The 20,754-nt window shown below is 41.3% G+C and carries 21 protein-coding genes and 1 tRNA gene; 10 read left to right on the forward strand and 12 right to left on the reverse strand.

The window, feature by feature from the left end; all coding sequences use genetic code 11:
- The first annotated feature begins 3 nt into the window (after positions 1-3).
- Positions 4-237, forward strand: coding sequence for a sulfurtransferase TusA family protein (locus PSV17_RS12345; protein ID WP_300483086.1), 234 nt, complete (start codon positions 4-6; stop codon positions 235-237).
- Between the two features lie 279 nt (positions 238-516).
- Entirely contained in the window at positions 517-717 is a 201-nt protein-coding gene (locus PSV17_RS12350; RefSeq protein ID WP_300483088.1) for a hypothetical protein, read from the forward strand.
- A 476-nt stretch (positions 718-1,193) separates the two neighbouring features.
- Here the strand turns inward: PSV17_RS12350 and PSV17_RS12355 are convergent.
- A tRNA-Arg gene (locus tag PSV17_RS12355) sits at positions 1,194-1,270 on the reverse strand.
- 137 nt (positions 1,271-1,407) lie between these two features.
- On the opposite strand from PSV17_RS12355, the gene PSV17_RS12360 reads away from it, so the two are divergent.
- Both PSV17_RS12360 and PSV17_RS12365 read left to right on the forward strand, forming a co-directional pair.
- The gene (locus tag PSV17_RS12360) at positions 1,408-2,313 is read left to right on the forward strand and encodes a c-type cytochrome (protein ID WP_300483090.1); all 906 of its coding nucleotides are present in this window, start codon (positions 1,408-1,410) and stop codon (positions 2,311-2,313) included.
- 111 nt (positions 2,314-2,424) lie between these two features.
- Entirely contained in the window at positions 2,425-3,255 is an 831-nt protein-coding gene (locus tag PSV17_RS12365) for a symmetrical bis(5'-nucleosyl)-tetraphosphatase (RefSeq protein WP_300483092.1), read from the forward strand.
- Here the strand turns inward: PSV17_RS12365 and PSV17_RS12370 are convergent.
- From PSV17_RS12370 to PSV17_RS12390, 5 genes are all read right to left on the reverse strand, one after another.
- Positions 3,244-4,101: a lysophospholipid acyltransferase family protein gene (locus PSV17_RS12370; RefSeq protein ID WP_300483094.1), complete on the reverse strand. Its 858-nt coding sequence runs from the start codon at positions 4,099-4,101 to the stop codon at positions 3,244-3,246. The two genes, PSV17_RS12365 and PSV17_RS12370, sit on opposite strands and share 12 nt — an antisense overlap.
- A gap of 25 nt (positions 4,102-4,126) precedes the next feature.
- The gene (locus tag PSV17_RS12375; RefSeq protein WP_300483096.1) at positions 4,127-4,927 is read right to left on the reverse strand and encodes a GNAT family N-acyltransferase; all 801 of its coding nucleotides are present in this window, start codon (positions 4,925-4,927) and stop codon (positions 4,127-4,129) included.
- A gap of 199 nt (positions 4,928-5,126) precedes the next feature.
- Entirely contained in the window at positions 5,127-5,579 is a 453-nt protein-coding gene (locus tag PSV17_RS12380) for a glycine zipper 2TM domain-containing protein (RefSeq protein WP_300483099.1), read from the reverse strand.
- 86 nt (positions 5,580-5,665) lie between these two features.
- Positions 5,666-6,619, reverse strand: coding sequence for a carbohydrate kinase family protein (locus PSV17_RS12385; protein WP_300483102.1), 954 nt, complete (start codon positions 6,617-6,619; stop codon positions 5,666-5,668).
- A 76-nt stretch (positions 6,620-6,695) separates the two neighbouring features.
- Positions 6,696-7,259 carry a TetR/AcrR family transcriptional regulator gene (locus PSV17_RS12390; protein ID WP_300483104.1) on the reverse strand — a complete coding sequence of 188 codons (564 nt, stop codon included), beginning with the start codon at positions 7,257-7,259 and terminating at the stop codon, positions 6,696-6,698.
- Between the two features lie 212 nt (positions 7,260-7,471).
- Here PSV17_RS12390 and PSV17_RS12395 point away from each other — a divergent pair, with 212 nt between their 5' ends.
- On the forward strand, positions 7,472-7,975 hold the full coding sequence (locus tag PSV17_RS12395) for an SRPBCC family protein (RefSeq protein WP_300483106.1): 504 nt from the start codon (positions 7,472-7,474) through the stop codon (positions 7,973-7,975).
- Between the two features lie 65 nt (positions 7,976-8,040).
- Here PSV17_RS12395 and PSV17_RS12400 read toward each other — a convergent pair whose 3' ends face one another.
- The 3 genes from PSV17_RS12400 to PSV17_RS12410 are packed head-to-tail and all read right to left on the reverse strand — an operon-like array spanning position 8,041 to position 9,802.
- A complete protein-coding gene (locus PSV17_RS12400) occupies positions 8,041-8,838 on the reverse strand; it encodes a hypothetical protein (protein ID WP_300483108.1) in 798 nt (265 codons plus the stop codon).
- Positions 8,839-8,862: 24 nt separating this feature from the next.
- A complete protein-coding gene (locus PSV17_RS12405; RefSeq protein WP_300483110.1) occupies positions 8,863-9,273 on the reverse strand; it encodes a CopD family protein in 411 nt (136 codons plus the stop codon).
- A gap of 22 nt (positions 9,274-9,295) precedes the next feature.
- Positions 9,296-9,802, reverse strand: a complete 507-nt coding sequence (locus PSV17_RS12410) for a TlpA disulfide reductase family protein (protein WP_300483113.1) — start codon at positions 9,800-9,802, stop codon at positions 9,296-9,298.
- A gap of 200 nt (positions 9,803-10,002) precedes the next feature.
- Between PSV17_RS12410 and PSV17_RS12415 the strand changes: the two genes are divergently transcribed.
- From PSV17_RS12415 to PSV17_RS12430, 4 genes are all read left to right on the forward strand, one after another.
- The gene (locus PSV17_RS12415; RefSeq protein ID WP_300483115.1) at positions 10,003-13,881 is read left to right on the forward strand and encodes a DUF3683 domain-containing protein; all 3,879 of its coding nucleotides are present in this window, start codon (positions 10,003-10,005) and stop codon (positions 13,879-13,881) included.
- Between the two features lie 273 nt (positions 13,882-14,154).
- The gene (locus PSV17_RS12420; RefSeq protein WP_300483118.1) at positions 14,155-14,514 is read left to right on the forward strand and encodes a hypothetical protein; all 360 of its coding nucleotides are present in this window, start codon (positions 14,155-14,157) and stop codon (positions 14,512-14,514) included.
- Between the two features lie 339 nt (positions 14,515-14,853).
- Complete coding sequence (locus tag PSV17_RS12425) at positions 14,854-15,522, forward strand: OmpA family protein (protein WP_300483120.1); 669 nt, start codon at positions 14,854-14,856, stop codon at positions 15,520-15,522.
- Positions 15,523-15,564: 42 nt separating this feature from the next.
- Complete coding sequence (locus PSV17_RS12430) at positions 15,565-15,846, forward strand: hypothetical protein (protein ID WP_300483123.1); 282 nt, start codon at positions 15,565-15,567, stop codon at positions 15,844-15,846.
- Positions 15,847-15,923: 77 nt separating this feature from the next.
- Here PSV17_RS12430 and PSV17_RS12435 read toward each other — a convergent pair whose 3' ends face one another.
- From PSV17_RS12435 to phoB, 3 genes are all read right to left on the reverse strand, one after another.
- Positions 15,924-16,652: a hypothetical protein gene (locus PSV17_RS12435; RefSeq protein ID WP_300483125.1), complete on the reverse strand. Its 729-nt coding sequence runs from the start codon at positions 16,650-16,652 to the stop codon at positions 15,924-15,926.
- Between the two features lie 10 nt (positions 16,653-16,662).
- A complete protein-coding gene (gene phoR / locus PSV17_RS12440) occupies positions 16,663-17,997 on the reverse strand; it encodes a phosphate regulon sensor histidine kinase PhoR (RefSeq protein ID WP_300483127.1) in 1,335 nt (444 codons plus the stop codon).
- 102 nt (positions 17,998-18,099) lie between these two features.
- Positions 18,100-18,792: a phosphate regulon transcriptional regulator PhoB gene (phoB, locus tag PSV17_RS12445; protein WP_013147205.1), complete on the reverse strand. Its 693-nt coding sequence runs from the start codon at positions 18,790-18,792 to the stop codon at positions 18,100-18,102.
- A 224-nt stretch (positions 18,793-19,016) separates the two neighbouring features.
- Between phoB and PSV17_RS12450 the strand changes: the two genes are divergently transcribed.
- Positions 19,017-20,699, forward strand: coding sequence for an OFA family MFS transporter (locus PSV17_RS12450; protein ID WP_300483132.1), 1,683 nt, complete (start codon positions 19,017-19,019; stop codon positions 20,697-20,699).
- Positions 20,700-20,754 lie beyond the last annotated feature (55 nt).

Below are 20,754 nucleotides of genomic sequence, written 5' to 3' on the forward strand. Positions count from 1 at the left end.
TTTATGACGAATAACTACGACATCTTTCTTGATGCCACTGAATTTGATTGCCCAATGCCAACCATTCACACTAGAAATGCTCTAGATGGCATGGTTGCAGGACAAACGTTAAAACTATTAACAAGCAAAGAGGGAACAATCAAAAACATTCGTACATTCGTGGCAAATAATCCATATACTTTGCTTAGCGAATCAAAAGAAGAAGAGGACTTTGTATTTATAATACAAAAGCTTTAAATAATCGGTATTTGTTCCATACTGCAGTGGAAATTAATTCGAGATAAAAAGCTAAATTTAGCCTCTTGTATCAATTTCGCCGAATTGACACTTTGAATTAAATGCGAGCAAAATCTACTTCCATGTTGATGAATTAAAATCCATATAAACTAATAAATAGGTATTGCTGCTTTACAAGCAGTTATTAAATCAGGAGCAGAATCAAGATCCAGCGTTGCAAGAAGGCTTGGAATTGATGCATCGCAAGCATCTAAAATTGCAGCAGGGAAGTTTCGTAGAATGTCTGGAAATGCACTTAATGTATGCAAATTAGCACAGTCAATTTTAACTAAAGAAAATGCGTATGCTACAAATCCTGAACTAGTTGGTCGATTGAGTTTATTAGCGGAGCAGCTTACTGAAAAAAATCCAGATGCTGCTCACTCTTTGGTAGGAATGCTGCAGACTCTCATTGCGGAGCATGATTTAGCCTTAAACTAAAACTTAGGCAAGGTATTAAGTGGTGTTGAAATGCTCGATTTATGTCTCGGAAAAAACCAGATTGGAACTTAAATTTTTAAAGTGGGTTTGAACAGTAAGTCTTGCTATCTTCGTAACCGAAGTCAAAATTATTTCGTCATCTACAGGCGCGGAACTTAGGGTCTCTTTAAGCTCATTTCAAACAATATGAAAAGGATGACTTTCAAACTGCTCAATCCAACGTGACATGGTTGCCCCTAAGTATTTTTTATTTATTCAACATATTCTACGCAAAGATGGTGGGTGTGAGAAATGTATTGATTTACTTAACTTTCTAATTAATTCGATAATGTAGATTTACTCATCAGTTAACAAAACTTGTATTACCAGAAAAAGCAGTACTGGAGAAATGTACGCTTAAGTTGCAAGCATAAAGCTGTCTTTTGGACAAGGTTATGCTTCCTCTGACATTAATTAACCGTTTTATATGGAATATTTGGTGCGCCCGGCGGGAGTCGAACCCACGACCTTTGGCTTCGGAAACCAACACTCTATCCAGCTGAGCTACGGGCGCAAATATGCACGCATTATAACAAACCATGGCTTTCATGTATTTTTTAACTGAATGAGTATGGTCTTTTGACATAAGTTAAAGTGTGGGATAATGTTAATAATATGTATCTATATAACTAAATTAGGGAATGTACTGTTATGAGCAATCGCGATAATGAATATAAAGGTTCCACTTTAAAGCAATTAATCTTGGTGATTCCGGGTGCTATTTTAGCGTTTACCTTATTAATTTCCTTAATTGCAAAGACCTCTAGTATTTTAAGTACGCCCGCGGCCGAAGTGCCCCAAGCAGTGGTTGCTCAAGTTGAAGAAAATATTAAGCCATTGGCTAATGTAGAAGTTGCCGTGGCAGACGCTGGCCCACATGTAGATAAAAGTGGTGAAGAGGTCGTTAATGCCGTATGTAGTGCGTGCCATGCCAGTGGTTTAATGAGTTCGCCTAAACTTGGAGATAAAGATCAATGGGCTCCTCGTATTGCCCAAGGTTACGATACGCTCGTTAGTAATGCGATTAATGGTATTCGATCTATGCCTGCTCGCGGTGGTAACAGTGCGTTAACAGATGGTGAAATGGCAAATGCGGTAGCCTATATGGCAAATCAAAGCGGGGCTAATTTTACAGCACCAACATCAAAAACTGATGTACCTTCTGATTTGAAACCGGCGGAAGCTACACCAGCTGCTGCGGTACCAGCCCCAAAAGTTGTAGAGAAGAAAACGGAATCTGTTGCCGTAGTAGAAAAACCTACAGTGTCAGCAGTCGTTGTAAATGCTGCCCCTGCGGCAAGTAAAGGTAAAAGCGGTCAAGAAGTTTACAAAGCTGTTTGCAGTATGTGTCACAGCGGTGGTTTGATGGGTGCGCCTAAACTGGGTGATAAAGAGCAATGGGCACCGCGTATTGCACAAGGTCACGACACATTAGTCACCCACGCGGTTAAAGGTATTCGTATGATGCCAGCAAAAGGCGGTAATGCGGATTTGAGCGATAATGAAGTTGCTGACGCTGTCACATACATGGCGAATGAAGCTGGGGCAAAATTTTAATTACATAAATTAAAACTTAGCTGTTATTAAATTAGTTTTAAATAGTAAACATTAAAAATAAAAAAGCCACTTACACTGTTAAGTGGCTTTTTTACTATGGGCAATAAATCAATGGCAACATATGCAATAGGCGATATTCAAGGTTGCTATCATGCTTTTCAAGCATTATTGGCGAGGATTAGTTTTAATCCAAAAGTTGATCAACTCTGGTTAGTGGGGGATTTAATCAATCGAGGTAGTGGTTCGCTTGAAGTGTTGCGTTGGTGCTATGAGCATCAGCATAGCTTAAAAGTGGTGCTGGGTAATCATGATCTGCATGCGTTGGTTGTGGCGGCTGGTTTTGTTAACGCACACAAAGGCGATACTTTAGATGCGATATTGCAGGCTGATGATCGCGATGAGTTGTTAACTTGGTTGCGACATCAGCATATGGTGTACCAAAATGAATCGTATTTGATGGTTCATGCAGGGTTATTACCGCAGTGGACAATCGAACAAACAGCTGACTATGCTAAAGAAGTTGAGGGAGCATTGCGTGGAGATGATTACCTATATTTCTTAGCGCATATGTACGGTAACCAACCTGATGGTTGGAAAAATGAGTTACTAGGTTTAGACCGGCTACGTGTTATTACTAATGCCATGACGCGTCTAAGAGTTTGTACAGAGCAAGGTGCGATGGAGTTTAGCTTTAAGGGTGAGTTGGCAGATATCCCTGCAGGATTTGTACCTTGGTTTGATGTGGAAAACCGAGCAAGCCAAGATAAACATGTTATTTTTGGACACTGGTCTGCCCTTGGGTTGCAGCAACGGCAGAATGTATATGCACTTGATACAGGATGTTTATGGGGTGGTCAGCTAACCGCAATGAATTTAGAAACCAAAGCGATTACACAAGTACAATCACATCCACTCGATAAGCCAATTAAGTTAAAGCTTTAATTTTTCTTTGATTAACTGCTCAATATGTGAGGTGAGTTTTCGGCGGTCTTTCTCTATTTCAGTTAAGTCAGAAGTGGCGATTGGTGGCAGAAAATGCAGCTCTACTGAGATTTTCTTTTGCTGCAATACTAATTGAATGGACTCGATTAAAGTAGTTTCGCCAGCATATGCAATCTCCGTGTTTACGCTGCCATTTTTGAGAGGGTAGCGAAAAGCGATTGGCCAAATCACAGCATTTGCATGAATCGCACCTTGAATAATGCTACTTTTAAATGGCTTTATCTCGGTGCCGTCTGTTGTTGTGCCCTCTGGAAATAAGCAAACAGTGTCGCCATTTAGCAGGCTATTGTTGGTCGCATGGACAATACGCGCGGCATCTTGACGCTTTACTCTAGAAATAAATAATACATTCGATTTTTTTGCTAAGTAGCCAAATACAGGCCAGCTTTTAATGTCTGATTTTGCAATAAATCTTGTCGGAATAATGCTATTAAGTACGTGAATATCAATCCAGGAAATATGGTTGCCAACAAACATGATATTGCGGGCAGTTTGGTAGGGCGGAGGTAAATGCCCGTGACTTTCAAGACGTATATTAAGAATCCCTAATAAATGTTTACACCACCATTTGATTAACCGTAATTTAAACAATTTACCAGACAGCGGAAATACCAGAGCCGCTAGGGCTATCCCTAGCAAGGTATGCAAGAAAATGCGGCTGATTCTAAAGTAGCGAGTAAGTCTGCTTGTTCTAGAGGATGTATGAGTTGGCGTATTAATGGCGTTGTTTTTAGTCGATATCAATACGTCATATTTTATACGGAACGCACTTGCAAAACTAATCATTTATTCTAGAGGTTTTTCTTAGCCCTTATTTAAAAAAGTGTGCTGCGTATCTAGTATTCATTCTGCTAAGCGGCAACATGACCAGCATATCTGCCGTGTTGAAGTAAGGATCCCATGCGGGTTCGCCGCAAATGTAAGCACCAAGGCGTAGGTAGCCTTTAATTAGCGGTGGGCAAGCTACTTGCATATCTGTTCGCAGAGAGTCGTTTAATAGTGGATTGCGTGGAAATACACGATATTCAAGTGGGCATAAAAAATCATCTTGCAGTCTGTGATACAAGCTTGCCGCTGCGTGACCGCCATCGCTCATGCTTACGCTACCGCAACCTATCATGTATTCATAATTGTGAACTTGCATGTATTTGGCAAGGCCAGCCCAAAGCATTGTGATTGTGCCGCCATTACGATAATTCTTGTGTACGCATGCACGACCAACTTCAACTGTACGGTCAAATAGATGTGAGATTCGGCTTAAATCAAACTCGGCAGCAGAGTAATAGCCGCCAGCGTCATTCGCTTTTGAAGGGCTTAACATTCGATAGGTGCCAATCACTTGGTTGGTGCTGGTGTCCCTTACAATTAAGTGATCACAATATTGGTCAAAACCATCTACATCAAGTCCACCCGTACCTAAGAGCTGAGCGCCCATTTCTTCAGCAAACACTTTGTAACGTAAGCGCTGAGCTTCTTCAATTTCTACTTGGCTGTGCGCAAGGCTGATACTCAGGCGTTTTTGCTCGTGAATGGCTACATGGGCAAGCTTTTGCTTGACTGCTAGTGTGCCAGCCAAAGCAATATCAAGTGCTGAAAATTCTTTACTTATCATTAAATGTCTCCTTTTAAATTTAAGGTGACTTTAATGAACAAAAGTGAAAAAGAGATGACGGAAATATGACTTTTTATTGACAGTCTATTTGCGGGTGAATATTCTCAATAGTTTGTTAAAGAGGAAATTTAATTTATAAAATTAATTAAAAAAAGAGACGCAATTAGCTTGCGTCTCTTGATTGGGCATGAAGGGCTTCTTAGTGTGTAACGCGTGAAGTGCCGCCGTTTTCCACCAAGCGTACTTTATCGCCAGCTTTAAATTCCTCATCCGCTTCTTGTACGATGGCAATGAGTGCGCCACCATCTAGTTTTACAGTGATTTCATATGCGTCTTTACGTGTTACGCCTTCTTCAACTGCTGAACCTGCCAGCCCGCCAGCCACCGCACCAATTACCGCTGCGATAGCACTACCGCGACCGCCACCGATTGAGCTACCAGCAATGCCGCCTACTGCGCCACCTGCGATTGTACCGACAGGGGATTTAGTACCTTCTAGTTTTACTAAGCGCACACTTTCTACCACACCAGTTCTCACTGTTTGCACCTTACGTGCATCGTCACGGCTATAAACGCTGCCAGAATTTGAGCTTGCGCAAGCAGCAAGAAATACACTTAATATACCAACGGCCAATAATCTTGTTGTTTTCATATGATGCCTCCTAAATTTTAACACTCACATTAGTTAGTGTTAAATGTTAATACTCAGACTATTTATTCTTAACTATAGTTGCGCCATTAGCCTAAATTTTCAGTCAGTGCCGTTTCATCCACCAGTGCTTGTGTGTAGATGGCTTCAATATCTGCACGGGTCGGCTTGTGGTTTTGTCCACCACGGCTTTCAATTTTAATCGCGCCCATAGTCGAGGCTAACCTGCCGCAAGTCGGCCAATCCCAACCTTTTGCTATGCCGTAAAGTAAGCCAGCGCGGTAGGCGTCACCACAGCCAGTCGGGTCGACAATCTTCATGGCTTTAACGCAAGGAATGTCAAAACGTTGACCCTCTGCATAAATTTGTGAGCCAGCACCGCCCAGTGTCACGACTAAGGCTTTTACCTTAAGCGCTAATTGGTCTAAATTTAGCCCAGTTTTATCTTGAATAATTTGTGACTCATAATCGTTTACCGCTAGGTAGTCGGCCATTTCAATAAATTGTAAAAGCTCTTCACCATTAAACATCGGCAAGCCTTGGCCTGGGTCAAACAAAAATGGAATGCCAGCTTCAAAACATTCGCGCGCATGCTGAAACATACCATCACGTCCATCAGGAGCAATCACAGCTAATGTTACATTTTCAGCATTCTTAACGCTATTTTGATGGGACTCTACCATCGCACCTGGATGAAAAGCCGTGATCTGATTGTCATCGGTATCGGTAGTAATAAATGCTTGTGCAGTAAAGCTACCTTGAATAGTTTTGATGTGGGTGTTGTTAAGTTTGTTTTGATTCAGCCATTGAGTATAGGTAGAGAAATCTTCCCCCACGGTTGCCATGATGAGTGGATTACCTTCAAGTAATTGCATGTTGTATGCAATATTGCCTGCGGTGCCGCCGAACTCGCGGCGCATTTCTGGCACATAAAATGCCACGCTTAAGGCATGAATTTTATCTGGCAAGATGTGATTTTTAAATTTATCTTGAAACACCATAATGGTGTCAAAAGCAAGCGAGCCGCAAATAAGAGTGTTCATTAAAATAATAGATTAAAATAAAGTCCCTATTATCTTAGGTATTGGCTTGCACAGGCAAGCCAAATTAATGCTCTTGCTAATTGGTAAGCGCGCTATCGATTAGTATTTTTGAAGCCTTTTTCGCATATTTCATAGCGCCAGAGCCACGTTTCATTTGTTCGGCTTGCACTGCACCCTCAAAGATGAGCGAGAGTTGAAGCGCTAAGCCATCTGCGTCATGAATGCCAGCTTCTGTGGCTAGGCTAGAAATGAATTGTCTAAATTGACGGGATTGTTCTGAAGAGAGTTGATGGATGGGACTTTCTTCATTTGGAAATTCCGCAGACGCTTTAATAAAGCCCATGCCACGAAAATTTGGCGAGGTGACCCATTCTTCAATAAATTCAAATAGCTTTTGTAGTTTATCGCTAGGTTTTTTTACATTGGAATTGAGTTGTTCGCTTAACCAGCTTTGAAAGTCTTGATGACCTTTTTCCAGCACTTCAAGTATTAGATTTTCTTTGCTAGTGAAGTATTTATAGAGTGTCATTTTAGTTGTACCCGCTACGGCAACAATCGTATCCACGCCAGTCGAATTTATACCCCTAGTTTGGAACAGGTCGGTAGCTACCACTAAAATTTTACTTTTCAACGAAGACATTTGACTTGCCTCCAATTAACACTTGAATCTTATTTTATACTAAAATAAATAAAAAATCCATATACAGACCTGTATATATAAGATAAACTATTTTCACTGTTGCAGTTTTTACACGATTAATTGTTGATTTATAAGAACATTGTAAATAATAAAACTGCAATAATGCGAAGTTAAATGTCTATACCAATATGTATATTTTCAGGAGAATTAACGTGGGTAAATTACTTATAGCACTATCTTTAGCAGCAATTGGTTTTGTGGCACAGGCTAATGCGGCATCACCAGCAACGCTTTATGTGATTAAGTCAGTCAACATCAATGTACCAGCTGCAACTGCTTGGGAAAAACTTTCTAAGTTTGGCGATTTAGGCGCTTGGCATCCAGCCGTTACAAAAACAGAAATAATCGCAGGGTCTGAAGGTAAAAAAGGTGCGAAACGCACACTTACTTTGCAAGATGGTGGCAAAATCAATGAAACACTCACTGCATACAATGCAAAAAATAAAACCATGAGCTATATCATTACAGATGGTGTATTACCCGTGACTAGCTATGCTTCAAACTTACATGTGTATTCAAATGGCGATGATAAATCAGTGGTTGTGTGGGAAGGTAGCTTTTTGCCAAAAGCGCCTGCGGATGAAAAAGCTGCATCTGATGTTATTGGTGGGGTATACGAAGGTGGTTTAGCTAATCTTAAGAAAATTTTAGAGTAGTTGCTTTAAGCAGGTGTGGCGATATGAGCGTGTCGCCACACTCTTAATTAACGTAGTAACAATGATTATCTAGAGTTTGCCATTAACATTGGCGTGAAATTACAGCGTACTTTTTCTAAATATGAATTAGCAATTGCCAAGTCATGGAGATTGGCTGGTATTTTCCCCCCCACTACATTTTCCAAGTAAACCGCTTTATCTTTATCTGGAATCTGAATAGCTTCGGGAAACTGACAGGTGCCATGACGCATTTGCTCATACCTTGCATACATCGATGCTGCTTCTTGAGCAGTTAATCTGGTAGTACTCGGATTTAGTGCAACGCTCACTTTTGTTGTTTCATTGCTAAAAGATTTAGCGATTAAAGGGCTTGTTTGTTTGTGTAAAAGCACAGGTAGCCACATAGAGCTAATTCCAATAATTAGAAATAAACTTGCGGCTACTCCAAAAATAGCTCGCTTAGACATGGATGGTTTGAACTCTGCGAGTTTATCGCGTAGGTTTTCAAACCAAATCCACTCGTTTTGAGTTTGCGCCAGAATCAGGGCATTCGCTGCCTTTTTAGCGTGAAGTAAACTACCGCAGCCAGGATGATTAATTTCTTGCTGCGCGGCATTGCAAGCAATCAGAGCGATATGTTCAGCAAGGATTGAGGGGTTGGCAGCGCCTAAGCTTTTAGCTTCTACTACTAAAAACTCGATAAGCTGACTATTCGCAAATGAGGATATTGTGATGGATATCTGCGTATCAGGTGCGCCAAGCCAGTCATTCAAAATATCAAACAGACTCAGTATGCGGCCTTGTGGCGTTTTGCTGGACTTAGCCAGCATATTAAGTAGCCACTGTGAATTGAAAATATCCATCTCTTAAAATAATCTCTTCAATCGTCAGAATGGTTTAACGACAACCAGTATGACAATGATAGTGAGCGCAACAACAGGGAGCTCATTAAACCAGCGATACCAGATATGGCTGCGAGTATTTCTGTCATGTTTAAAGTCATTCACAAGTTTGCCGCAATAAAAATGGTAGGCAACAAGTACGGCAACCAGCGTTAATTTTGGGTGCATCCATTTGCCCGTTACGCCATAACCTAGCCACAACCAAAGACCAAAACTCAGCGCTAATACAGCGAGAGGAAACATGAAGCGATACAGTTTACGTTCCATGAGTTTAAGTCGCTCGGATGTTGCGACATCGGTCACCATGGCGTGATTTACTAAAAGTCTAGGCAAGTAAAATAACCCAGCAAACCAGCTAGTGACAAAAATAATATGAAATGCCTTGACCCATAACATCAATAAAATCCTTTAATAACTCTTAATTTTTTGCAGCGAATTCTGCACTTATAAGTTGATTTAACTTAACAAAATCTAATGCACCAATTGTATGTTGTAATAGCTTTCCTTGCTTATCAAAAATAAAGGTTGTTGGGGTTAAATCCACATTACCAAATTTTTCTGTAACTTCTGAAAGCCCGTCATGCATCACGGGAAAAGGTATCTTCTTTTGCGTAACATAATTCAACACCTGAGCTGGGGGGGCGTAAGGCATTGCAACGGCAATAATTTCAAAGCCTTTTTGTTGATATTGCCGATATGTGCTGACTAATGCAGGCATTTCCGTAATGCAGGCTAAGCAGTCAGTTGCCCAAAAATTCACTAATACTATCTTTCCTTTTAAGTCCACCATGCTGATTTTTTTACCTTCAATGGTGGTGAAAGTAACGTCTGGTGCTGTATTTTTATTATAAGTAAATACTGCCAACGAACTAAGTAGCACCACAATGAGGGTAGTAATCAGAGGTTTTTTTAATATATAGTTCATGCAAATAGTCTAACCTATTTGTTGATTCAATTTGTCACAAGTTAATGCGCAACTTAATCTTTTAAAAAAGGTCATAAAAAGTTCTATAACCACAAAACAGTCGCGCTTATTTGCCGTGATTCAACATGTTATAATCACGGTATCTAATAGCAAAACTATTTATTAAGACATTTATCAAAAAGACTTTGATCAAAAAAACAATGAACGCACCACTACATAGCAATATTCATCATGCAGAAGCAAAACCTGCAGCGCGCTTACGCGAGATTCCTTACAATTACACCTCATTCTCAGACCGTGAAATCGTCATTCGGTTCTTGGGTGAGAGGATATGGGAAACTTTAAACGAATTACGCGGGGAGCGTAAAACAGGCCGCTCTGCGCGCATGTTGTTTGAAGTGCTGGGTGATTTGTGGGTAGTGACCCGCAACCCTTACTTGCAGGATGATTTGTTAGAAAATCCTAAGCGTCGCAAGGCTTTGATAGATGCCTTGCATCACCGCATTGCTGCGATTGATGAGCGTAATACGGGCAGTACCGCCAGTGATAAAGTACAAAAAATGGTCTCTGCTGCAAAAAAAGCTGTAGATAAATTTGCTGATGATTTCCGCCAAACTTATGATTTGCGTAAAAAAGCCTTAGCTAAATTTACGAAAATTACGCGTAAAGATAACGTTCAGTTTGATGGTTTAGCAAGAGTTTCACACGTTACAGATGCCACCGACTGGCGCGTTGAGTATCCGTTTGTGGTGCTTAACCCAGACACGGAAAAAGAAATTGCCTATTTAGTGCGTGCTTGTATCGAATTAGGGCTTACAGTCATTCCACGCGGAGGCGGTACTGGCTACACAGGCGGTGCGATTCCATTAACACCTATGTCTGCCGTGATTAATACGGAAAAGCTAGACCAACATACGGGTATACAAATGCGCACCTTGCCAGGTGTGGCAAGGCAAGTGGCGACCATTGAGTGTGGCGCAGGTGTGGTGACGCGCCGCGCGATGGAGGCCGCAAGTGAAGCCGGCTTAGAATTTGCCTGCGATCCAACTTCAGCTGATGCCTCTTGCATAGGTGGTAACGTTGCCATGAACGCGGGCGGTAAAAAAGCGGTGCTTTGGGGTACTGCTTTAGATAATCTTGCTTCATGGCGCATGGTGACGCCAGATGCTGAATGGCTAGAAGTGGAGCGCTTAGACCATAATCTAGGAAAAATTCATGATATTGCCATTGCGCGCTTTAAAGTAAGCCGTTATGCAGAAGACATGAAAACCTTATTGTCGAAACCTGAGATTTTAGAAATCGCAGGGCCTAGCTTCCGTAAAGTTGGTTTGGGTAAAGACGTTACTGATAAATTTTTGAGTGGTTTGCCAGGCATACAAAAAGAAGGTTGCGATGGTTTAATTACATCTGCGACATTTATTTTGCATCGTATGCCTAAGCATGTGCGCACTGTAGCATTAGAATTTTTTGGCAACGTATCGCACGCGGTGCCTGCCATTGTTGAAATTAAAGATTATTTAGACGCGACCGCGAAAAAAGATCCACTAGTGTTAATGGCAGGTCTAGAGCACATGGATGAGCGCTATATCAAAGCCGTTGGTTATGCGACTAAAGCCGCGCGTCAACAGCGCCCTAAAATGGTGTTGATTGCTGATATTGCTTCTGACGATGAAAATGCAGTGGGCGAAGCCGCTTCACATATCGTACGCTTGTGTAATGCACGCGACGGTGAAGGTTTTATCGCTGTTTCAGCAGAAGCACGTAAAAAATTCTGGTTAGATAGGGCGCGTACTGCCGCCATTGCTAAGCATACCAACGCATTTAAAATCAACGAAGATGTGGTGATTCCGTTACCGCGTTTGGGTGATTACTCAGACGGTATTGAGCGCATTAACATCGAACTTTCTATTAATAACAAATTGCAATTGCTAGATGCTTTAGAAACATTTATGCAAGGCGATCTACCCTTGCAAGCCGATGAAGATGGCAACGCCGATGCGCAAATGGTCCAATCAAAGCAATTGATTGCTTTACAATTACTACGTGATTTACGCGCTAAATGGCGCATGATTTTAAACACGTTGGATGAACCAGTGAGTGTACTCGGTCAGCTGGGCGAATCACTTGGTCAATATGAAAATGTGTTTCGTGCTGTGCAATCTTACGACTTACGCATTTCATGGAGACGTGAACTTAAACGCCCCATGGCAGATATTTTTGCGGGTCGTGAGTATCAAAAAATATTAAATCGATGCGATGAAATTCACAAAACCGTGCTTAAAGGTCGCGTATTCATTGCCTTGCACATGCATGCTGGTGACGGTAATGTTCACACCAATATTCCTGTGAACTCAGATGATTACGAAATGATGCGCACCGCTCATGACGCTGTAGCCCGCGTAATGGCGCTAGCTAAGGGTTTGGATGGCGTGATTTCAGGTGAGCATGGTATTGGCATCACTAAAATGGAGTTCTTGGAAACTTCTACCATTGAAGCTTTTACTAAATACAAAAATAAAGTGGATCCGAATGGTCACTTTAACAAAGGCAAGCTCATGGCGGGTTCTGGGCTTGAGAATGCCTACACGCCTAGCTTTGGTTTGCTTGAACAAGAGTCTATCATTATGGAGCAATCAGCCATTGGCGAGATTGCCGACTCAATTAGTGATTGTTTGCGCTGCGGTAAATGTAAGCCTGTGTGTACCACGCACGTGCCGCGAGCTAATTTGCTGTATAGCCCACGAAACAAGATTTTAGGTACGTCCTTATTGATAGAAGCCTTTTTGTATGAAGAGCAAACCCGACGCGGTATTTCACTAAAACACTTTGATGAGTTTAATGATGTGGCCGACCATTGTACGGTTTGTCATAAATGCCTAAACCCATGCCCAGTGGATATTGATTTTGGCGATGTTTCAGTCGCTATGCGTAACTTTTTACGTGAACAAGGTAAAAAACAATTTAATCCAGGCACGGCGTTGGGCATGGCATTTTTAAATGCTAAAGACCCAGCTACAATTAAGTTGATGCGCACCTTTATGGTCACCATTGGCTATCGAGCGCAAACTTTCGCGCATAACTTGGCGAAGAAACTCCACCTGTTAAAAGATAAAATCAGACCGCCAGCAACAGTAGGTAAGCCTGAAATTCAAGCGCAGGTGATTCATTTTATCAATCGACCGATGCCGAAAAAAATGCCGACAAAAACCTCGCGTGCGCTTTTAGGTATTGAAGATGACACGATGATTCCAGTCATTCGTAACCCTAAACTTGTCACTGAAGATTCAGACGCGGTCTTCTACTTCCCAGGTTGCGGTTCAGAGCGTTTGTTCTCAAACGTAGGATTAGCGACGCAAGCGATGTTGTATGAAGTGGGCGCAATTACGGTATTACCACCCGGTTACTTGTGTTGCGGCTACCCACAAACTGCAAGTGGTAATCACGATAAAGGTCAGGAAATCACTACGGATAACCGCGTGTTGTTTCACCGTGTGGCCAATACGCTCAATTATTTGGATATTAAAACAGTTATTGTGTCTTGCGGCACTTGTATGGATCAACTGCAAAAATACGAGTTTGAGAAAATATTCCCTGGTTGCAGGCTGTTAGATATTCATGAATATCTAATGGAAAAAGACATTAAGCTAGCAGGCATTACAGGTACAAAATATATGTACCATGACCCATGTCACACGCCGATGAAGACTTATAAGCCGCTAGAAGTGACGAACAAACTCATGGGAACAGATGTTCAGTTGAATGACCGTTGCTGCGGTGAAAGCGGCACCTTTGCTGTTGCTCGCCCAGACATTGCTACCCAAGTCAAAATGCGTAAGCAGGAAGAACTGGAAAAAGGCATGGGTAAAATGGGCTTAACGGTGGGTAATCCTGAAGAAAAAGTGAAAATTTTGACTTCATGTCCAAGCTGCTTACAAGGCTTAGCACGATACGGTGAAGATACTGGCATTGAGGCAGATTACATTGTGGTTGAAATGGCAAAACATATTCTGGGTGAGAACTGGATGCCGGAATATGTAGCGCGAGTCAATAATGGCGGGATCGAGAAAGTCTTGTTGTAAAGTTATTACAATGTAATTGGGTGAAATAAGGAAAGCTTGTTAAGCCAGCAAAATAAGGGTCATTTAGAGTGATTGTATTTTGCTGGACGTGTTCACGAATATTGAATAAAATATTTATCTACGCGTTCTCAATAGACTTACTAAATCATGCTTCAAAGGATTCGATTATGGTTGTTTAAGTCGGCTTTTATAAGTGCCCATTACTCGTTGCAATTACCATTGCAGGTATTTAGTAAACTCGATCTGCCTCTGTGTTACTCAAAAGAGTCATACGTGCCAGAAGAAATCAGAACATTAAATCGTTATCACATTGTTGTTGGAAAAAATGAGTATACATTTTGGTTTAAAGAAGTTGACCAAAATACTTATTGGGTTTCCACTGTTTCAAATAATATAGATGACTTTATTCGGCAATATTATAGAGAAAAGATTTTTGGTGAGTTTGCCCCATATTCTCTTATCATTACTCAAATGCTATATGGGCAGTATATTGAGTTTGTAAAAAGCGGGAAAATAGTTGATTTCGAAAGAAAAAAATTAGGAGTTCAAAACAAACTTAGTTTTTTTCTTAATAATTACTTTAAAACTAGCAAGTATAAATCTTTAAGATTTATAATTAAATTAATGGATTAAAAGAGTATTTAGCGAGCAAATGCGCATGTTAATTCTTTTAATATTTTCTAAATATCGAAGCAGGGCGCTTTTCTAGGATTGATTGGTTTTCTCCTATTTCATATTTATTTAACCTGAAATTATTGAAGATTCTTACATTTAGTTAATATCCTTACTAAATTTATATTGTTAGACAAACCCTCTTGTGTGCGTTAACCAACATAATTTTTTTTTCATCTCGTTCATAATCAATGATGTTCTTGAGTTTCTATTTTATTTCCCAGATGCTTTTTTTACGTGAATGAATAGTTAATTTAATTGGTTAATCAATAGTCGTTTTCATTAGTTAAGGAAGTTAATATGCGTAATAAAATTATTGTAAGTTCTATATTGGTTGCGTTTACATTGGGCGGTTGTGCCAATATGACAGAAACCCAAAAAGGTACAGCTAAAGGCGCGGGAATCGGGGCTGGTGTTGGTGCTGTGGTCGGTGCGATTGCTGGTAATACACGTGGTGCTGTGATTGGTGCTGCCGTTGGTGCGGCTGCGGGTGGTGTGGCAGGTAACGTGTGGACTAAACGTCAAGAAGAGCAAAAAAGACAAATGGAAGAGGCTACGGCAGGTACAGGCGTAGCTGTTACGCAGACCGCTGATAACCGCTTGAAACTGGATATTCCAAGTGATATTTCGTTTGCAGTCGGTCGCGCCGATGTACAGCCTAACTTCAGAGCGATATTAGATACTTTTGCGAGTGGATTGGTGACTAATCCAAATAGCAATGTGACAATTATTGGTCATACGGATAGCTCAGGTAGCGATGCAGTGAATAACCCATTATCATTGAACCGTGCAGCTAGCGTGCGTGACTATCTAACGAACAAAAACATTGCTACCAGCCGTATTACTATAGATGGTCGCGGTTCACGTGAGCCATTGGTAGCGAATGATACTGCAGCAAATAAAGCTAAAAATCGTCGTGTGGAAATTTTTGTAGCAGAGCCTGCTCCAGCTGTTGCTCCAAGCAAGTAATAATCCTATTTATCCTAGACCAACTATTTAAAGGATTTATAAGTGAATAAGATGCTAAAAGTGTTGTTATCAAGTTTAGTGATGATTGTAGGTTTTTCCGCCTGTAGCAAAAAAGCAGAAGATGCCGCAGCAGAATCTGCCTCAAAAGCGAAAGAAGCTGTCATGGAAATGAAAGCAACGACTATTGATGCTGCCAAAGATGCAGCGGCTAAAACTGAGAATGCGGCTAAACAAGTTGCTGCGGCTACTAAGGAGGCTGCTGGTGATGCTAGAGATGCAACTGTTGATGCGGTGCAAGAAGCCAAAGACTCGGTGGCTAAATAATTTTTAGCCTACTTATTCTGGTGCTTAATAAAAAAGGAGCTTAGGCTCCTTTTTTATTATCTAAATTGTGCTGCCAGTTAGAAAGGCAAGAAAACTGCGGTTGCAAGGCTTTGTACCACACGTGAAATAAGCCGCTGTGATTTTTCTGCCAAGGTGATAGCAAATAAATCTGTACGGCCTATCATTTTTCCAAACTCACGTTCGAATGATAGATTTTTGTCTTTATCGTTAATCTCATTACTCAGTAAATACAGTGCTCCGCTTTCATTTCTAGCATTGGAGAGTTTCCAAGATGCAATCTCAATGTTTCTCGACATGTTATACATATGTTGCGGATCTATGCTGTCATTTAGGTAAAAGTCGGTTTTGTTACCGTGCGCTTTAAGCAGCATCGTTTGCAGCCCTACGATAAAAGCTAATACTCTATCGCCAGTAAACTCTGGTTTAAACGCTAAAAATATAGCTTCGGTACCTTGTTGATTGTGTATAGATTCAAATAGGTAATGATGTTGCGTTTCACCATTGAAAACCCAATTGACCATTTTTTCTGCAATATCCGTTGTGCTTTTTTGCAACTCGTGTGGGTTGCGTTTATATAGCTTTAACATCAGTAAGCGCAGGCTTTCCGTGTTTTCACGTACTTCAACATCGGCCATGCGGTCGGAGTCGCCTTTGCCAAGCTGGTTAATTGTTGTGCGGTCTCCTTGCTCTGGAATTGGCTTGGCGGCTTGAGTGGCGGTGTTGTTGGAAATATTGGCACAAGCTGGCAACATCACAATTAGCAGAGCAATAATGGCGGGGCGCATTTTTAATCAGTTATTTTTTAAGTGCAATTCGTGCTTTAGGGAATACTGCGCTGAATGTGCTTCCTACACCTAACTCGCTAGTGATCTCTAGTTTGGCTTGATGACGAATTAAAATATGTTTCACGATTGATAATCCAAGCCCAGTACCGCCAGTTTCACGACTGCGGCTACGGTCTACTCGGTAAAACCGCTCAGTGAGTCGATCAATGTGCTGTTGTTCAATACCAATACCTGTGTCGCGCACAGAAAACACAGGTTCACCATTTTGTAATGCCCAACGGATAAAGATTTCACCCGTTTTACCTGATTTCTTATCTTCTGTAGGCGTGTAGCGTATTGCATTGCTCACTAAGTTGCTAAAAACGCTACGTAGCTCATCCACGGCGCCAATCAGATTGAGTCTAGAATCAGCTTCAAGGTGAATGATATGTTTCGCTTTATTCAAGCCCTGACTTAATCCAATGCCATCATTTTGCACAGATTTTAATAAACTCGACATATCAATTTCACTGTCGTCAGGTTCTTCGGTATTACTCTCTATAGTCGAAAGCGTGAGTAGATCCTCAATAATGCGGCGCATGCGTATGGTTTGATCTTCCATCATGGCAAAATAATTTTTTAAGTTATCTGGCACCGCGCCTTCCATGTCAGACAGCGTTTCTAAAAAGCCACCTACCACGGTGAGCGGTGTACGTAACTCATGTGAAACATTCGCAATAAAATCTCTACGCATCACGTCCACTTTTTCGTGTTGTGTCATGTCGCGACAGATTAATAGCTTTTGATTGTTGGCGAATGGTATTAACTGAATTTCGAGGATAACTTCAGAATTTCGCCAAGACTTGAGTTTAAAAGGCTCATCATATTTTTCATTATATAAATAAGCAATAAAGTGACTGTTGCGAATTAAGTTAACCAGTGGAAGCATTTTGTCTGTAGCTAGATTTAAGCCAAGTTGATGTTCAGCATTGGGCGTGCACCATTCAATTTCATTGCTGGCGCTCAGTATCACCAAGCCGTCTGGCATAGCACTAGTGGCAAGGTTAAACCGCTCAAGTGCGGCGTTAAGTTGTTTTTGATTTTGGTTATTATTACGCTCGTATTTCAGCAGTGCGATGAAAATATCTTCCCACACGCCAGAGCCTTCGGGGATTTCTTTGATAGATGGATTTTTAAACCAGTTTTGCAGGGTATGTAGCCAATATACATGGCTAATTAGATAGATTAGAAGACCTGCAGCAAATACAATTAGAGCTGTATTAATGCTAGTGATTAACCAGAAAAATAGGCAAATGGCGCTAAGCGCGCAAACGAATAAACCAGCTTTCCAACGAATATCTAGCACAGATTAACATTTTCAATAAATTGACGTACTCAATTATAGCGAGCTTTCAAGCAGAATATGGAGCTATAACGTATATATTTAATTGCTATATTAATCGTATAGTTAATCGTTTTTTTCTGACAATCGATAGCCTGCGCCTCTAACTGTTTGAATTAAATCCTCGTGACCTGATAGGGAAAGTGCATTACGTAAACGGCGAATATGCACGTCTACTGTGCGATCTTCAACAAACACCCGGTCGCCCCAAACTTTATCCAAAAGCTGGCTGCGCGTGTGAACACGTTCAGCATTCGTCATAAAAAAGTGTAATAGTCTAAACTCAGTTGGGCCTAGGTCGATCGTTTTGTTATTGCCAGTGACACGATGAGTGGTTGGGTCTAGTCGTAGACCAGCCATTTCAATTGGATCATCTGTCATTTGTGGTGCGCGGCGACGTAACACGGCTTTAATGCGTGCATTTAATTCGCGTGGACTAAATGGTTTGGTGACGTAATCATCTGCGCCAACTTCTAAACCACGTACTTTGTCGTATTCATCGCCCCGAGCAGTTAGCATAATAATAGGGATAGTCTTTGTTAGGTTGTCTGATTTCAACAAACGGGCAAATTCTAGGCCATTCATTCCTGGCAACATCCAGTCCAATAAAATTAAGTCGGGGATGGTTTCACGCATTAGGTTTTGTGCTATTTCTACACTTAATGCGCGCATGGCATTATGTCCCGCTTGGGTAATGTTTAGCGCGAGTAGTTCCTGAATCGCTGGTTCATCTTCCACAACTAATATATTGGCTGGCATAATTTCCTCTTGGATATACTTTTTATGACTTTATTTTTGCCAGTTTATGATTTAAATGTGACATTTTAATGACAAATAATGAATTTTAAAATTCCACAAGAGTACTTATATTTAAAGCGCTTGCACCCAATTACCACGTTTTGAATTGCCATTTTTTTTAATTTGTTACATCATGTAACATGTTGTAATTACGCAATAATAATTCTTATATTTAAGAGGCTGGCATGGCGAATTTTTTATCCAAAGAGCATATTACCGCAAATGCAAATTTTAATCGCTGGCTAGTGCCCCCAGCTGCATTGGCTGTACATCTGTCCATCGGTATGGCCTATGGGTTTAGTGTTTTCTGGAAGCCCTTAGGTAATGCACTAATGGGTGTGGATGGCAAGCCCTTAGCTGCTTGTGCGGCTGGAGCAACTAATTTATCTGAAAAGCTTTCTGGCACGGCAAGGGCTTTGTTTGCGACAGACTGTAATTGGACACAGTTTGATTTAGGTTGGATGTTTACTCTATTTTTTGTGCTGCTCGGTTGTTCGGCTGCGCTTTGGGGTGGCTGGCTAGAACGTGAAGGCCCGCGTAAAGCAGGTTTGGTCTCTATGGTCTTGTGGTGCGGCGGTTTGCTTATCTCTGCATACGGGGTGTATGCGCATCAATTGTGGTTAATGTGGTTAGGTAGCGGTGTAATTGGCGGTATAGGCCTTGGTTTAGGTTATATTTCACCAGTTTCCACTTTAATTAAATGGTTCCCTGATCGTCGCGGCATGGCTACTGGCATGGCGATTATGGGTTTTGGCGGTGGTGCGATGATAGGCTCACCGCTTGCCGCTAAATTGATGTTGCACTTCGCAACACCAAATAATCCAGGCGTTTGGCAGACATTCGTTGCTTTAGCTGCTATTTATTTTGTATTTATGTTGTGGGGTTCGCTAAGCTATCGCGTACCGCCAACAGGCTGGAAACCTGCAAATTGGACACCTCCGGCATCACAAAATAATGTGATGATTTCTAACAAACATGTTCATCTTAATAATGCCCACAAAACACCACAGTTCTGGTTGTTGTGGTTGGTGTTGTGTATGAATGTGTCTGCAGGTATCGGTATTATTGGCGCAGCTGCACCTATGTTACAAGAAACCTTTGGCGGCGCACTAATAGGGCAGCCTGACATTGGTTTTGCTGACATAAAAAAAGATGAAGCACTGACTGCTGCGGCCGCGGCAGTAGGGGCGGGTTTCGTTGGCTTGATTTCATTATTTAATATTTTTGGCCGTTTTGCTTGGGCTACTTCATCGGATAAATTAGGACGTAAACGGACTTACTACATTTTCTTTGTATTGGGTGCGTTGATGTATTGCACCGCAACTTATGTGGCGGGTTTTAAATCACTAGCCTTATTTGTAGGGGCTTTCTGTGTGATTGCCTCTATGTATGGTGGTGGCTTTGCTACGATACCTGCATACTTGGCGGATATGTTCGGTACGCAGTTTGTGGGTGCGATTCACGGGCGCTTACTCACAGCATGGTCTACAGCTGGAATTTTAGGGCCAGTCGTAGTGAATTATATGCATGACACGCGCTTAGAAGCTAAAGTGCCATTTGACCAAGTATATGCGCCCATATTTATGGTGCTGGCAGGTTTACTTGTTGTGGGTTTTATCGCGAACTTTTTAGTTAAGCCTGTGGCTGGAAAATTCTACATGACGGATACCGAGCTTGAAGCTGTAAGGAAATCGGCGCATGAAAAATCTGATGTTATTAATGCTACTAATACAAACTCTACGGTGAATAATACTTCGCAATCGACTAGCCATCCAATATTGGTAGTACTTGCATGGGCTTTGGTCTTAGTTCCTATCAGTTATGGTGTTTGGAGCACTATTCAAAAGGCTTGGGGATTATTTCAATAAATCAGATGTAGAGCGTCAATATGACCATTTTACTAAATCATTATTAGCGATATGC

The organism is Methylotenera sp. (assembly GCF_029946165.1).
Lineage (GTDB): Bacteria > Pseudomonadota > Gammaproteobacteria > Burkholderiales > Methylophilaceae > Methylotenera.

Bases quoted from the DNA above. Each gene is read 5' to 3' on its own strand.
- PSV17_RS12345 (WP_300483086.1), top strand. From the start codon at position 4: ATGACGAATAACTACGACATCTTTCTTGATGCCACTGAATTTGATTGC.
- PSV17_RS12350 (WP_300483088.1), top strand. From the start codon at position 517: ATGTCTGGAAATGCACTTAATGTATGCAAATTAGCACAGTCAATTTTA.
- PSV17_RS12360 (WP_300483090.1), top strand. From the start codon at position 1,408: ATGAGCAATCGCGATAATGAATATAAAGGTTCCACTTTAAAGCAATTA.
- PSV17_RS12365 (WP_300483092.1), top strand. From the start codon at position 2,425: ATGGCAACATATGCAATAGGCGATATTCAAGGTTGCTATCATGCTTTT.
- PSV17_RS12370 (WP_300483094.1), bottom strand. From the start codon at position 4,101: ATGATTAGTTTTGCAAGTGCGTTCCGTATAAAATATGACGTATTGATA.
- PSV17_RS12375 (WP_300483096.1), bottom strand. From the start codon at position 4,927: ATGATAAGTAAAGAATTTTCAGCACTTGATATTGCTTTGGCTGGCACA.
- PSV17_RS12380 (WP_300483099.1), bottom strand. From the start codon at position 5,579: ATGAAAACAACAAGATTATTGGCCGTTGGTATATTAAGTGTATTTCTT.
- PSV17_RS12385 (WP_300483102.1), bottom strand. From the start codon at position 6,619: ATGAACACTCTTATTTGCGGCTCGCTTGCTTTTGACACCATTATGGTG.
- PSV17_RS12390 (WP_300483104.1), bottom strand. From the start codon at position 7,259: ATGTCTTCGTTGAAAAGTAAAATTTTAGTGGTAGCTACCGACCTGTTC.
- PSV17_RS12400 (WP_300483108.1), bottom strand. From the start codon at position 8,838: ATGGATATTTTCAATTCACAGTGGCTACTTAATATGCTGGCTAAGTCC.
- PSV17_RS12405 (WP_300483110.1), bottom strand. From the start codon at position 9,273: ATGTTATGGGTCAAGGCATTTCATATTATTTTTGTCACTAGCTGGTTT.
- PSV17_RS12410 (WP_300483113.1), bottom strand. From the start codon at position 9,802: ATGAACTATATATTAAAAAAACCTCTGATTACTACCCTCATTGTGGTG.
- PSV17_RS12415 (WP_300483115.1), top strand. From the start codon at position 10,003: ATGAACGCACCACTACATAGCAATATTCATCATGCAGAAGCAAAACCT.
- PSV17_RS12425 (WP_300483120.1), top strand. From the start codon at position 14,854: ATGCGTAATAAAATTATTGTAAGTTCTATATTGGTTGCGTTTACATTG.
- PSV17_RS12435 (WP_300483125.1), bottom strand. From the start codon at position 16,652: ATGCGCCCCGCCATTATTGCTCTGCTAATTGTGATGTTGCCAGCTTGT.
- phoB (WP_013147205.1), bottom strand. From the start codon at position 18,792: ATGCCAGCCAATATATTAGTTGTGGAAGATGAACCAGCGATTCAGGAA.
- PSV17_RS12450 (WP_300483132.1), top strand. From the start codon at position 19,017: ATGGCGAATTTTTTATCCAAAGAGCATATTACCGCAAATGCAAATTTT.